General features: G+C 47.0%; 14 protein-coding genes. 1 reads left to right on the top strand and 13 read right to left on the bottom strand.

The features are described 5' to 3' along the window. Positions 1 to 86 precede the first annotated feature (86 nt). On the top strand, positions 87 to 2060 hold the full coding sequence (rho, locus tag G7Y39_RS00360) for a transcription termination factor Rho (RefSeq protein WP_165153961.1): 1974 nt from the start codon (positions 87 to 89) through the stop codon (positions 2058 to 2060). Between the two features lie 94 nt (positions 2061 to 2154). Here rho and G7Y39_RS00355 read toward each other — a convergent pair whose 3' ends face one another. The 13 genes from G7Y39_RS00355 to G7Y39_RS00295 all read right to left on the bottom strand — a co-directional run bounded on the left by G7Y39_RS00355 (position 2155) and on the right by G7Y39_RS00295 (position 14471). Continuing rightward, complete coding sequence (locus tag G7Y39_RS00355) at positions 2155 to 3435, bottom strand: DEAD/DEAH box helicase (RefSeq protein ID WP_165153959.1); 1281 nt, start codon at positions 3433 to 3435, stop codon at positions 2155 to 2157. Between the two features lie 109 nt (positions 3436 to 3544). Further along, entirely contained in the window at positions 3545 to 4369 is an 825-nt protein-coding gene (locus tag G7Y39_RS00350; RefSeq protein WP_165153957.1) for a transporter substrate-binding domain-containing protein, read from the bottom strand. 12 nt (positions 4370 to 4381) lie between these two features. Next, a complete protein-coding gene (locus G7Y39_RS00345) occupies positions 4382 to 6466 on the bottom strand; it encodes a putative porin (protein ID WP_165153955.1) in 2085 nt (694 codons plus the stop codon). Positions 6467 to 6570: 104 nt separating this feature from the next. Then, a complete protein-coding gene (locus tag G7Y39_RS00340; RefSeq protein WP_165153953.1) occupies positions 6571 to 7113 on the bottom strand; it encodes a 2-oxoacid:acceptor oxidoreductase family protein in 543 nt (180 codons plus the stop codon). 18 nt (positions 7114 to 7131) lie between these two features. Beyond that, entirely contained in the window at positions 7132 to 7896 is a 765-nt protein-coding gene (locus G7Y39_RS00335; protein ID WP_165153952.1) for a thiamine pyrophosphate-dependent enzyme, read from the bottom strand. 12 nt (positions 7897 to 7908) lie between these two features. Continuing rightward, positions 7909 to 8079 carry a hypothetical protein gene (locus G7Y39_RS00330; protein WP_165153950.1) on the bottom strand — a complete coding sequence of 57 codons (171 nt, stop codon included), beginning with the start codon at positions 8077 to 8079 and terminating at the stop codon, positions 7909 to 7911. A 5-nt stretch (positions 8080 to 8084) separates the two neighbouring features. After that, positions 8085 to 9164 carry a 3-methyl-2-oxobutanoate dehydrogenase subunit VorB gene (locus tag G7Y39_RS00325; RefSeq protein ID WP_165153949.1) on the bottom strand — a complete coding sequence of 360 codons (1080 nt, stop codon included), beginning with the start codon at positions 9162 to 9164 and terminating at the stop codon, positions 8085 to 8087. A gap of 14 nt (positions 9165 to 9178) precedes the next feature. Continuing rightward, positions 9179 to 9406 (bottom strand): ferredoxin family protein, encoded by a 228-nt coding sequence (locus tag G7Y39_RS00320; RefSeq protein ID WP_005856324.1) that lies wholly within the window; start codon positions 9404 to 9406, stop codon positions 9179 to 9181. Between the two features lie 63 nt (positions 9407 to 9469). Next, positions 9470 to 9547, bottom strand: coding sequence for a helix-turn-helix domain-containing protein (locus tag G7Y39_RS00315; protein WP_229040586.1), 78 nt, complete (start codon positions 9545 to 9547; stop codon positions 9470 to 9472). 118 nt (positions 9548 to 9665) lie between these two features. Continuing rightward, entirely contained in the window at positions 9666 to 10859 is a 1194-nt protein-coding gene (locus G7Y39_RS00310; protein WP_165153947.1) for a carboxypeptidase-like regulatory domain-containing protein, read from the bottom strand. Positions 10860 to 10898: 39 nt separating this feature from the next. Further along, positions 10899 to 11639 carry a YjbH domain-containing protein gene (locus G7Y39_RS00305; protein ID WP_165153945.1) on the bottom strand — a complete coding sequence of 247 codons (741 nt, stop codon included), beginning with the start codon at positions 11637 to 11639 and terminating at the stop codon, positions 10899 to 10901. After that, the gene (locus G7Y39_RS00300; protein WP_165153944.1) at positions 11636 to 12577 is read right to left on the bottom strand and encodes a hypothetical protein; all 942 of its coding nucleotides are present in this window, start codon (positions 12575 to 12577) and stop codon (positions 11636 to 11638) included. The genes G7Y39_RS00305 and G7Y39_RS00300 overlap by 4 nt, the downstream gene beginning before the upstream one ends. Next, positions 12540 to 14471 (bottom strand): nucleoside-diphosphate sugar epimerase/dehydratase, encoded by a 1932-nt coding sequence (locus G7Y39_RS00295; protein WP_165153942.1) that lies wholly within the window; start codon positions 14469 to 14471, stop codon positions 12540 to 12542. Before G7Y39_RS00295 ends, G7Y39_RS00300 begins: the two co-directional genes overlap by 38 nt. Positions 14472 to 14506 lie beyond the last annotated feature (35 nt).

Genomic DNA, 14506 nt, shown 5'->3' with positions numbered 1-14506 from the left:
TAAAGATACAATGATACCATTGGGCGTACATCGTGTTTGCGTATGTGATCCGTATGTATGTGCCATTTATATTATTACTTCGCGATATGCAGAAATATAACATTCTAGAACTAAATGAAAAACTTCTTCCCGAGCTTCAAGGTATCGCGGAAGAGTTGGGGATAAAAAAAGTTAGCAGCTTAAAGAAAGAAGAGTTGGTTTATCGGATCCTTGATGAGCAAGCGATCTCCTATGCCGGCATTCAGGCTGAAAAGATGAAAGAGAAAGAGGCCAAGAAGCCTGCGGAGGGCCGTAAGAGAGGCCGTCCGGCTAAAGCAGCTTCTTCGAAAGTAGCGAAGGCTGAGGCTGCCGAGGCTACAGAGAGTACCCAACAGGCTCCGGAAAAGCCGGTGGCTGCTCCGGCTGACAAGAAGGAGCAACCCGAACGTAAGAAAAGAGTCCGTATCGAGAAAAAGGAAAAGGTAGCCGGCGCTGTCGCTCCTTCCGAGGATAACCGGGAAGTGGTGGTCTCGAAAGAGCCGCAAACGATCTCTACGGTAACGGAAATCCCGGCCGTGGAAACTCCGGCGGTAATGGAAAAACCGGTGGAGAAACCGTTGTTGCCCCCGGTCATGGCGGAGCTTGAGATGGAAGAAGAAACCGCTTCGCTGGAAAATACGACCCCGGTAGAGGCAGCGGGAGAAATAACTTCACCACAAGCGACGGAAGAAGAACCTAAGCGCATCGTATTCCGCCATCCGGACGTTAAATCCGTATTGGACCAGGTTTTCCCGTTCTCCGCTCCGAAACCTGAGGCAAACAAACCTCAACCTGAGGCCGCCTCCCAGCCGAATAATCCTCGACAGAACAATCGACAGAACAATCATAATAACAACCGTAATAACAATAACGCCAATAACAACCAGCAAGCCCAAGAGAAAATGTATGAGTTTGACGGCATCCTTACAGGAACCGGCGTATTGGAGATGATGCAAGATGGTTACGGATTCCTTCGTTCTTCCGATTATAACTATTTGACTTCACCGGACGATATTTATGTCTCTCAATCCCAGATCAAGTTATTTGGGCTGAAAACGGGTGACGTGGTAGAAGGCTCGATCCGTCCGCCGAAGGAGGGTGAGAAGTATTTCCCGTTGGTGAAAGTGGACAAGATCAATGGCCGTACGCCGGAAGAGGTTCGCGACCGTATTCCCTTCGATCATTTGACCCCTTTATTCCCGGATGAGAAATTCATGCTTACGGCACGTAAATCGCCGAAAGTATACGATAATATCGCCGTACGTGTGGTCGATTTATTCTCCCCGATCGGGAAAGGGCAACGCGGCTTGATCGTCGCTCAGCCGAAAACCGGTAAGACGATGTTGTTGAAAGATATCGCGAACGCTATCGCTTACAACCATCCCGAGGTTTATATGATCATATTATTGATCGACGAACGTCCGGAGGAGGTTACGGATATGGCTCGTAGCGTGGACGCGGAAGTGATCGCCTCTACATTTGACGAACCGGCCGAACGTCACGTGAAAATCACCGAGATCGTATTGAACAAGGCGAAACGAATGGTAGAATGTGGTCATGATGTCGTGATTCTTCTGGACTCGATCACTCGTTTGGCTCGTGCTTATAATACAGTGCAACCGGCTTCCGGAAAGGTGCTTTCCGGTGGTGTCGACGCCAACGCGTTGCAGAAGCCGAAACGTTTCTTTGGTGCCGCCCGTAATATCGAGAACGGCGGTAGCCTTACGATTCTCGCCACCGCTCTTACGGAGACCGGCTCCAAGATGGACGACGTGATCTTCGAGGAATTTAAGGGTACGGGTAACATGGAGTTGCAATTGGATCGTAAATTGGCCAACAAACGTATCTATCCGGCTGTGGATATCATGGCTTCCAGTACTCGCCGCGATGATTTATTGCAGGACGAGAGCACGTTGAACCGTATGTGGATTTTACGCAAGTTCTTATCAGACATGAACTCTATGGAGGCTATGGAATTCGTTAAGCAGCGGATGGAACAAACCGTTGATAATATGGAATTCCTGGCATCCATGAACGGTTGATAATCTCCCATAAGAAAAACACTATACTTTTGAGTTCAAAACAATATGTTTTGACCCCGGAAGTATAGTATTTTTGATTAAAAAGTACCGTGTTTTATCGCGCCTTTCCAGATCTTCCGCGGTGTCCCGCGTTCCGTTTCTGTGGGCTCGGGGATGACCCTTTATCCCCGCTTTTGCGAGGCCTCCCCCTGCCTCGTTTATTCATACCGTATTTTTCCGGCTCATACAAGGGTACCTCGCCGAATTCCGGACCGACCGGTATCTTATAAACCTCTTTTCCCAAGAAATCCTCGATACGCTTGAATTGCGCTTGCTCATCGACGGACACGAAAGTAATCGCCAGTCCTTCGCCGTTCGTACCCCGTGCCGTACGTCCGATCCGGTGCACGTAATCCTCCGGGTCATGTGGAATATCGAAGTTCACGACCAACTTGATGTCACTGATATCGATCCCGCGCGCCACGACATCCGTGGCCACAAGGATATCGATATGTCCGTTCTTGAATTCTTTCATGACCTCCTCCCTTAGGGATTGCTCCAAATCCGAGTGCATGGCAGCTACATTGAACTTTAATCTTTTTAAGGTGGACGCTAACCCTTTCACCTTCACTTTAGAAGAGGAGAAGATAATTACCCGTTGAGGGTGGCTTTGTGTGAAGAGATCTTGCAGGATCTTGAGCTTTTGCGGATCGTAGCAGATATATGCGGTTTGCATGATAGATTCGGGTGGGCGCGAGATAGCGACCTTGACTTCTTCCGGATCTTTTAGGATGGTTTTAGCCAATGTCCGTATTTTAGGTGGCATGGTAGCCGAGAACATGATCGTCTGGCAATGGGGGGGCAGTTGTTTGTAAACTTGCATGATGTCATCATAAAAACCCATATCCAGCATGCGGTCTGCCTCGTCTAGGACGAAGAACGACACTTTGGACAAGTCGACCGTGCCTAACTTAATATGGGACAACAAACGTCCCGGGGTAGCGATCACGATATCCGCGCCCATCTCCAATCCTCTCTTTTGTTGTTCCCAAGCGATTCCGTCGGTACCTCCATACACGGCGACCGCGGATATGGAAGGTATAAAATAAGTGAATCCTTGAATTTGTTGGTCTATTTGTTGAGCCAACTCCCGGGTGGGTGCCATAATGACCGCGTTTACCGCATCTCCCGGATGACAACCTTTGCTTAGTTCATTAATGACTGGCAAAACATACGCCGCCGTTTTACCAGTCCCGGTCTGCGCGCAGGCGATGATGTCTTTACCCTCTAAAATGACAGGAATCGTTAACTCCTGGATCGGAGTCGTCTCGTCAAAGTGCATGTCATAAAGCCCGTCTAATACGGCATCTTCCAAATCTAGTTCATCAAATCTCATCTTCTTACATTCAAATTCCCGGTAAAGATAAAGATTATTTAGAAATATTATGCAATAGCCGGGTTTCTCTTTGGTGATAAATAGAAAAATAATAATTGGGAGAACGACGCTATTTGTAATAGCGCTTGTAAATCCGGTCGTATAATCCACTGTCTTTGATTTGCCGGAGCCAACTATTTAGGCTATCCAGTAGGATCGGGGAGTCTTTACGGACTGCCCACGATTGCAATTGGGTAAAACTGATATCCGTCAGGATATCGACTCCCGGCAGGTTTTTCCGGGTCATGCGGGCGATTTGCTGGTCGCATACGGCATAATCGATGTCGCCTTTGGCTACCATGATCATAAGCTGCTCGGCAGAGTATAACTCATCTTCCACCACGTAGATCGTATCACCTATCTCGTGTCCCAGATTTTGCAGGCGCAATAAGGCCGGGGAATCTTTCGGTATGTATAAAGTCTTTTGGGCCAGATCCAATTGGTTGCGGATCGGGGGTCGTCCGTTGTTCGCCTCTGCCGTACGTTGCACCAAGACTTGTTTGTTCAGAACGATCGGTTCGGTAAACAGGTAGTTTTCCCGCATCTCGGAGGTGATGGGTATGTTTCTCGCGATTACATCGCCTTTGTTGTCCGACAATTCCTCGAGGCTTTTCGCTAGACTCATTTCCAGATGCGTCCGAACCTCCAATCCGGATAATGTGGCGATCGCCTGGCTGAGCTCGTACTGAAAACCTTGCACCGTATCGCCGGATACGAAATACCCGGATTGATTGTATTCGGTTATCATCCGGAGAATCCCTTCTTCCTTGATTTCCGGATAATCACGAAGCCTGATTTCTCGGGGATGTTGGCTGAATCTCCAGAGCTGTACCATTGTCACCACAGCGACAATCAGTAGGCAAGTATATAGGATAAGCAACTTCTTGGATCTCATGGCAACCTGTGATTAATTATTGAAAGTCACGGAGATGCCCATCCTCAAAACCATCGGGTCCAACGGATAATGCGCTAGAGAGAAGTAATTCGGTTCAACGAATTTAGAGCCTAGATTGTATGCCATGATGAAGAAGCGAGCTTGCTTCAAGTGGAAATTCGCGTACGCGTTGATCAATGGGTAATTACCGACCTTCACTCTCTTGTCTTCTTCCTGTACTTGGAACTGCTGGGTAGCCGGCTCATAATAAGGAGCGTAATAAGCGGTGTTGTAGTATACATTCGCTCCAATCTGTACGGTTAGTACTTTCGCCAACTTAAACGCCAGGTATATATTCGAGTATGCGCTGATATCCGGTAACGGGAGTTGAGACTTCTCGCTAGAAAGCTGATAAGCCACCTCGTTCTCCCATCCGAACGCACGGTACATGATATCTTGCTTGATACGGGCTGAGACAACCTGGATGTTCTTGCCGCTCTGCTCCGGTAAACCGTTGCCGTTGAAAAACACGTAATTTTGGATGCTTTCCACCCCTCCGGATAATTGGGTGCGGGTGGATTCCAAGTTGATTTTCGCTCCGGCGTAAATCCTCTGTACATTTTTCAATGATAGATCCCACCAATAGTAACGCCCATGATGGTGACGTTGGTAAAACGCCGGGGTAATGTTCTTGATATATCCTTCCGCGTTGATGGTAGCGTCTTTCTTGAAAAGCTTGAATTTTGTTTGTAGATCTCCGCTCACTCGAACCTCTCCGGCGTCGCTTCCCGCGAGCCCTAATTCCCCACGGACATTGTAGGTAAGCAGGCTGCCGCGGCGTTTGGATAATTCGCCTCCGATGTAAGTCGTAAACTCATCATATACCTCGGATGTGGGGAAATCTAATGTGCTTGGCTCGGAACTTCCGCGACCGTCGGGGCCGTAATCCAACCCGGGGATTTGAGCCGCCAATCTAAACCGGCGTTTCTCGAACGTAACGAAGGCGGTCAGTCCGAACTTCGCCCAATCTTGGAAACCTTCCCGCAAGGCCAACGCAAAGGTGTTCTTTAAATTCCAGGAGGAAGTCTGGTCATTCAAAGATGCCTCCATACCGTAAATACGGGCGTAACACGTATCGATCCCGGCATCGTTAGAGATGAAGCGCCTGCGGTTATCCTCGTAATCGATGGTATGGATGATACTGGAAACCGGAATGAATACCTCTTTTACGTTCCCTTCCTCATCCGTTTCTTCCAATTTCTTGGTAAAACCGAGGTTATATCTCTGTGTCAGGAAATATTGTTTTCCACGGACACGATTCCATGTGTCCGTGTAGCGAACAGGGTATGATTTGCTATCGATATTTCTTCGATTCTCGACCAAATCATCCGGATTCGTGATATATTGGTCATTCGTAAGTCCTCCGTTCTCGTAGTTCACGAAGTTGAAATTGCTTAAATAAGCGTTTAGTTCGTAACGGTCGGTGATATAACTACCGAAAAAGCGATAACTTAATAATTTATTACCGTTGGAGTTATAATATCCGCGGCTATAGATATAGTCCATCTCGCCACCCACATTGATCTTCTTTCCAAAGTTCAGGGTCAGCACTCCTTTCAGGCGGTCCATCTTATTCTGACTGGCTCCTCCTGTCGTATAAGTCACTTGGGTATAGGGTACTTTGGTATCGTAGAAATAAGCGTTTGTCGGGGTCGTGATATAATAGTCGTAGGCGTCGGCGAAGATGAAATCACGTTCCTCCTTACGTTCGTTAAAAATACGGGTTTGCGCCGGCGATCCCACATTTGCCAGATACCCGATAGCCAATGAGTTCGCCTCCGCCAACGTGCTATTCCCGAAATTTAATCGATTGGTATCCATGGGAGCGATATAACGTTCTCCCAAGAGAGGCGTGAGCCGATAACCGATAATTCGTTTTGATTTCAGCGCCGCGCTATCTGTTTGTAGCAAACTATCCGGTATTTCCTTGTTTGAGGATGATAAATTGGATAACGAGAATCCACCGCGTCCTCCGCCCCGACTCCCGGAACGTCCTTGCGCATACGCGGAAGCCGCCGCTCCTGTCAGAAAAAGTAATATGTATAGATAATACTTCATGGGCTGCAAAGATATAACAAAAAATAACGTGCCGATTATAAAATATGCCAATATGCCAATCTGAGAACTTAATTGGCATATCGGCACATCAATGAATGAGCTTCTTATATTTTCTGTATAATCTCCATTCCTTTCTTAATGGCAGCCTCGTTCATCGGCAACAAATGATGGTGACGCTCGGGCAGGGATTTCTTCAATCCTAGCATGACGTTCTCCAATTGAACCATCGGGACGATTTTGAGCAATCCGCCTAAGATCAACATATTGAATGCCTTCTCGTTCTTCATTTCGGTAGCGGCGTCCATGGCATCTACCCGGTATACGTTAATATCCGTACGTCTCGCGGGCGTATGAATGCCATACCCATCGTAAATCAAAATACCGCCCGGTTTCACCTTGTTCTCGAACTTATCCATGGAAGGTTGGTTCAAGATAATAGCGATATCATATTCATTCAATACGGGTGAGCTGATACGCTCGTCGCTCAAGATAACGGTTACGTTGGCCGTACCGCCACGTTGCTCAGGTCCGTATGAAGGCATCCAGCTAACCTCCTTGCCTTCCATCAAACCGGAATAGGCCAAGATCTTACCCATAGACAATACACCTTGTCCGCCGAAGCCTGCTATAATTAGTTCTTGTTTCATGGTCGTTTACCGTATTACTTATTCAACATTCTTTAAGTCGCCCAGCGGGTAGAAGGGGAACATGTTTGCCTCCATCCATTTATTGGCTTTTTCCGGAGTCATCTTCCAGCCGGATGAGCAAGTGGAGACGAACTCTACCACAGAAGTACCCTTACCGGCCATAGCGTTTTCGAAAGCCTTACGAAGCATCTTCTTCGCTTTCCGTATGGCCGGGGCCGTGTGTACGCTTTGGCGTGTCACCAAGCAAGTCCCTTCCAATTGGGCCAATAAATCACCGATCTTCAGCGGGTAACCGTTCAAGGCGATGTCGCGTCCGTAAGGACAGGTAGCCGTGGGCATACCTTCCAGTGTCGTCGGAGCCATCTGTCCGCCGGTCATACCATAGATCGCGTTATTTACGAATACGATCACGATATTTTCGCCACGGTTGGCGGCATGAATCGTCTCGGCCGTACCGATAGCCGCCAAGTCGCCATCTCCTTGGTACGTGAATACCATCTTCTCCGGATTCAAGCGTTTAACGGCGGAAGCGATGGCGGGCGCACGTCCGTGGGCTGCCTCGATCCAATCGATATCCAAGTAGTTATACGCGAATACGGCACATCCCACGGGGGAGATACCGATCGCCTTATCTTCCAGACCCATATCGGCTATAACCTCGGCGATTAGCTTATGTATCACTCCGTGGCTGCAACCGGGGCAGTAGTGCATGGGATTTTCATTCATCAACCTGGGCTTTTCATACACCAGATTTTCCGGTTTAATTATATCGTTGAGTTCCATAATCTTTAATTATTAATGTATATATCTTAAGACATATTGCACCAGCCGTAATACGATCGCCGCCCCACCGCAATACAAGAACGCGGTCTTATCGCTAACAGCGAAGTAACATACCACGGCAGCTACGGCCAGCAGCATGAAAACTAGCGTCAATATCTCGTCAGCTTTACTTCCTCGTGTCATACGGATCAGAATAATTTTTCCTTCAGCGCGTTCAATACCTCATCCGGGGTGAATACGATTCCACCCAATCGACCAAAGTGCTCTACCTTCACCTTGCCATTTACGGCTAGGCGAATGTCCTCTACCATCTGTCCGGCGTTCAACTCAACCGATAACATACCTTTTACCTTATCCGCGTACGCTTCGATTACTTTTGTAGGGAACGGCCATAACGTGATCGGACGTAACAAGCCAAGCTTGATACCTTCGGCACGGGCGAGCTCGACTACCTTCTGGCAAATACGGGCGGAAGAACCGAATGCGATCAACAGGTAATCAGCCTCTTCGCATTGGAACTCCTCGTAACGGACCTCATTTTCCTCGATCTTTCGATATTTCGCTTGGAAACGGATATTGTTCTCTTCCATCTTCGCCGGGTCTAGCTCCAAGGAAGTGATGACGTTGCCTTTGCGCCTGCCTCTCTTCCCTTGTACGGCCCAAGGGCATTGTGCGATAATCTCTTCCTCGGTACGGCGGGGTTGATAGGGAGGTAATACCACCTTCTCCATCATCTGCCCGATGATACCGTCTGCCAAGATAATAGCGGGGTTATTGTATTTAAAAGCCAGGTCAAAACCAAGACCTACGAAATCGGCCATCTCCTGCACGGAAGAGGGAGCCAAGGTTATCAAACGGTAATCGCCGTGACCACCGCCTTTCACGGTCTGGAAATAATCAGCCTGACTCGGCTGGATCGTTCCTAATCCGGGACCGCCACGCATGACGTTCACGATCAGACAAGGAAGCTCCGCTCCCGCGATATAAGAAATACCTTCTTGTTTCAAGCTCACGCCCGGACTGGAAGAAGAGGTCATCACTTTCTTACCGGAACAGGCTCCTCCGTATACCATATTGATAGCGGCTACCTCGCTCTCCGCTTGTAAGACTACCATGCCGGTCTTTTCCCATGGCATTTCCGCCATAAGGGTTTCCAATATCTCCGACTGCGGAGTGATCGGATAGCCGAAGTAACCGTCCACTCCATAACGGATAGCCGCGTGGGCGATGGCCTCGTTACCTTTCATTAATTTTATATCTTCTGCCATATCTTGATATAACTTTATATTTTTACTTTGTAGATCGTTAGACAACCGTCCGGACAAACCAACCCGCAACTAGCGCAACCGATGCATGCGTCCGGGTTCTTCATGTACACATAGTGATACCCTTTGTTGTTCACTTCTCGTGGGTGCAACTCCAGTACATCCGACGGGCAGGCCACTACGCAAAGGTTGCATCCCTTGCAGCGCTCTGTGTTTACAACAACCGCTCCTTTTATTTTCGCCATAATACTTTTATTTAAAATCTAAATGTAACACATTCCTATTGAGGCATCAAAGTTAGTAAAAAATTACTCGTTGCCAAGATTATAACGTTTCATTTTGTTGAATAGCGTCTTTCTACTGATATTTAAAGCCTCGGCGGTCAGGGTACGGTCTGGTGCTTAGAAAGACTGTCGTTAGTAAAGATGTGTTTTTTTACAAAAACGGCGGTGTGCTATCAGATTGAGCACACCGCCATTATATAATGCCAATTGAATGATTTTTTTAATTCGTGGTACTTCCTCCTGTTCCTCCACTATGCTCTCGATTGTAAGACGAAACTTGAACGGTTACGGTTCCATACTTGGTACCACTTACCGAGCGGTTACGTGAGGAAACTGTTACGTTGTTCGTTTCTTGGCTACCTTTAATGGATAGGGCTGTTCCAATAGGTAATTCGACATTAAGTGGGTATACCCCGGATATAGACGTATAAGTAGGGCCGATTATTGAGGAGAGCCGTTCTATAAGAAGCGCTTCCAATGAATTGGCTCCTTGTGCGTTGTATTCGCTACCTACTTTATACGTATAAGAGGCTTCTGTGGCGTTAATTGCATTTGACCCGAAAAGATTGTCCCATGAAGACGGGGTAAACGTAAGAGATTCTGAGCTGTTCGTATAAGTGATATCCACAGGGAAAAAGAGGCCGAATGTTCCGAATGTGGTCGTTGAGATTACGACATTGCCATTGTCTATTAGGTGTTCCACGGTTACCCATTGTCCATTTATATATTGTTTAGCCTCAACGCTCTCGGTTATCGTCTCATCGACCTTGAAAGATATGTCGAAAGGTTGAGACAGTGTGTGTTCGGGATTGTCGCAAGACACGTTTGCTCCGATAAGCATTTTATCTTCTGCGGCACGTAAAGCGCGAATGATTAAAGAAGACTCTTCGGTGTAAACAGGAGATATTGATACCGTGGTATTTTCCGGAACTGTATTTTTCGGAACCTCAACTTTTATCTCAATTCGTGCCTTGTCATTCTTTTCGATCGCCTCGCTCTCAACGGATCCGGAACCTCCTTCGTCAACAGTTACATTTACATTCTCTACGATTTCCTTGTTTAAGGATACGCTCCATACCAAATTCATCGTATGCGAACTTTGTGCTACCGTAATCGAGGCTTCAGCTGTTACCATACCGGTCGCTGAGGCCTTGACCGTATAAGTGCCAGCTTCCACGTTGGATATTTCATACATGCCCTCGTTGTCAGTAGTCGTAGACTGAGAACCAATGGAGACTGTCGCCCCATTAATGGCTTGCCCTTGTCTTGTGGTAATGGTACCGGACAGGGTGTTTGGAGCGATATTAACAACCGGAGGAGTTACCTTGTTGTAATCCGGATCGTCTTTGTCACATGCGGTAAGAGTGACACACAGAAGCATTACGGCTCCCATTAAAAATCTGTTTGTTTTCATCTTTGAAAATGTTTATTGATGTGAATAAAATTAAGTTTGTCAAAATAGATTTGTCTTGTAGCATAATCCGGCAGATGGATATTTCCCGGATTGTAGCGAGACTTGTATCAGTAAATGTTTCCAGAGCGTACAATCTATGCCGGCGTTCACTTCATTTCCGCTCCATTCAGTGATAATCCTCATGTTACGTGCGAAAATGGGTTGAAAAGTGATACCCCCTACGGTCCCATTCCATTTTTTGCTTCCATCAAAGAAAAAATGGCGATATGCGATATTCATCCCTACTATCCCGATTTTTGAGGTCAAATGTTTTGTCGCCGCAATGTAATAATTTCGGAAATAACCACTGGCCCCTTTATCGTCTATGCCAAAATGCGAGTTGATAAAGTCATTTGCGCCCAAGGCGATGGCGGGAAACCATCTTCCTTCCCGTAAAGGATTTAGTTTGACGGAAAAATATCTGTCTTTTTGGTTATACCTTAATTCTCCATCTTTATTAGGTCTCTTATACATCGTGGTCGTATAGCCAAGCTCTATCCAGCGGAACGGGGTGATGGAGATGTAGCAATCAAAAGTATGGTAAGGAACCCCCTCGTGTATGAAACTTCCCGCCGGAGTAAATCTTTTATTCAGAAAATGACCTCCAAGCCGGGCATCTCCTGCGCTGTCCATTTCGGCTGAAGGTACATGAATCAATCCGCTCATGCCTGTATATTGTTGTGCGGATATGTGTAATAGACTTACTATAAGCAGTATGATTAAAAACGTTATCTTCTTCATCGCTCCTCCTTCCTGTCTTTATAGATGAAATCCGGGGACATTGTATCCGGCCCCCACGGAAGCATATCCCTATCAAACCAGCCATTTCGCTCGTTCTGTTCCGGATCCGTGAAATATTGACGATTGCTGTAATAGTCACTGCTTACATTGTATGTTAGCCTGAAATTGGAGGCCGGTCGGAAGTTGATTTTACGCCTTGTTCGTTTATAAGGGGGGAGAGCCAGTATTATTTTGAAACCGGCGTTTTCTTTTCCGATATCGCTATAGGATGCGAAAATTCCCACGCTTGTATGTTTGAAATGGCGGAAGGCCTCAGCCTGCACGCCATAATCGCCATATATGAAACGTCCGGCTTTTATCCGCATCTGGGTTGTCCATGATTCCAGCCAAAATTCAGGGCCGATGAGGAATGTCAAGCGTTTCATCGTGCTAGCTTCCCAGCCCGAGGCTAAAGAGCAATATCCGGTAAGCCCGGCCTGTCCGGTAAATGCCAACCATTTATTGGCTATCCACATACTTTTCACATCGAGTCCGTAGCGAGACGCCCCGAATAATCCTCCGGATAATTTAACTTTCATGCGATTCTTTATTGGGAACTGTTTGGAGAGAACCGCCATGTTGAGCCGGACCTTGTTGGAGAAACCTTCGCCAAACTGGTTTACAACAGGAATGACTACCTGTGCGGATGCTTCCCAACGGTTCCTCATATTCCATTTGATTCCGGGAGTCAGGTTGATTAACACATCGTATAGGCGATCGTTATGGAAAATATCCCGGTAATTGAAATCCACCCCTGCGAAAATGTCAATTTGCCCGGGGCGCATTTGTGCCCATGCCGGCAAACCGGATAAAAGGAGAAACCCAACAAGCAAAACTTTCTTGAAAGGAGTGATCCGGTTATTACGCATTTCGTGAGGTTTCAAGATCGAGTGCTTCATATTTGGAGTGCTGACTTTTAAATTCGGGGACAATCTCTTTCATCATTTTGACAATAACCATATCTTCACCAACCGTATTCATGTTTATAAGTCGGGAAATTGACTCGTTCACTTGCTCGAAATCATATTCGCGAACTTTGGCTATCTTGATTTTCGGATGAAATGTAGGCAGGGTGACTTCCTCGTCGTTAAGAACCTCCTCATACAACTTCTCTCCTTCACGCAATCCGGTGTATTTTATTTCGACATTGCGGACTCCGCTCATTTGAATCATACGTTTCGCCAGATCAGCGATACGTACCGGGTTACCCATGTCAAATACGAATATCTCACCCCCTTTACCCATAGTCCCGGCCTCGAGGACTAATTTGCAAGCTTCGGGAATAAGCATGAAATAACGGATAATATCCGGATGTGTCACGGTGACAGGCCCCCCTCGTTTAATCTGTTCTTTGAAAAGAGGGATCACGGAACCGTTAGAGCCAAGCACATTACCGAAACGTGTGGTTACGAACTTGGTTTTTCCGTTTACTTTACCTTCTTTTATGGCTTTGTCCAGTGCTTGTACGTAAATCTCGCAGATACGTTTGGAGCAGCCCATCACATTCGTGGGATTCACCGCTTTATCTGTAGATACCATTACGAATTTCCTCGTGTGGTATTTTACGGCTAGGTCTGCTACGATGCGTGTGCCGTTGACATTGTTTGCTATACTCTCCGCCGGATTGTCCTCCATCATCGGGACATGCTTGTAGGCAGCGGCATGAAAAACATATTCGGGGCGATGCCGCTGAAAGATCTCCTCCATACGAGCTTGGTTCGCTATATCGGCGATGACCGTATGCGCCGCGATGCGAGGCCATCTATCGGCCATCATCAAGCGTATGTCATGAAGAGGAGTCTCCGCTTGGTCTACGAGGATGAGGCTGGCGGGTGCGTATGGCGCGATCTGCCGGACAATCTCGCTACCGATGCTTCCTGCGGCTCCGGTGATTAGGATGCGGCAACCCGATAAAAGTTTTCCCACTGCCTCCATGTCAATGTCGATCTTGTCGCGAGGTAGCAGGTCTTCTACATTCACCTCTTTCAGCTGGTTATAACTTAGGTCACTTTTGCCATCCCACTCTTGGACTGATGGTATCATCAAGATCTTGATTCCCGCGGATATAAGGCGATTGACCATCTCCTCGTTATGACGTAGCGCGTCGCTTTTTAACGGGGAAACGAGTAATGCGTTTGCGTAATGCTTGCGCATAGTCGCGGTAAGTCGCTTATCATTAGGATAGATCCGAACCCCCATCAGCCGTTTGTTTTGGATATCAGAGAAATCAGAAACGAAGCCGGCGATTATGTAGGGTGATTTTTGGTTGTTGTTTATACTCTTGGCAAGCGCGATTCCACCTTGCTTGACGCCATAGATGAATATACGAGTAGTTCTAGATTGTCGCAACGAGTTGTCATATAGAAATTTAACCCAGATTCGTACGCCCCACATCAAGCACATCGTTAAGAGAGTACTTAGTGCCAGTAGGCTGACCGGGATATAAATGAACCAATCATAGTGGGGGAGTATGCTTTGAAAGGTGACCGAGAGTATGAGCCCGGTAAGGCAAGCGAAAGCCACTTGGAGCAAATCCTTGAACGAGGAGAAGCGAATCACCCCGGAGTAGGTATGGAACATCCGGAAACCAATCATAAAACACAAAAGGTATATTAAAAAGGTCTCTAACAATGGATATATGATACTCAATGTGTTCGCCCCCCCGTTTTCGATCACATAGGTCGAAAGCATGGAGGATGACACGATCAGGCAGTCGATTGCGAGAATGCTCCAATAGGGTAAAGCCCGTTTGGTGAAGTACCAAGAAATAGCCTTGTGAAAAGGATTAGACATAGCGATAGTTTTTTAGGTAATGAGAATAATTAGAT

Origin of the sequence: Parabacteroides sp. ZJ-118 (assembly GCF_011038785.1) — a bacterium.
Taxonomy (GTDB): domain Bacteria; phylum Bacteroidota; class Bacteroidia; order Bacteroidales; family Tannerellaceae; genus Parabacteroides.
Note: the sequence above shows the minus strand (reverse complement) of the source record. Positions and strands in the feature narration are given on the sequence as shown.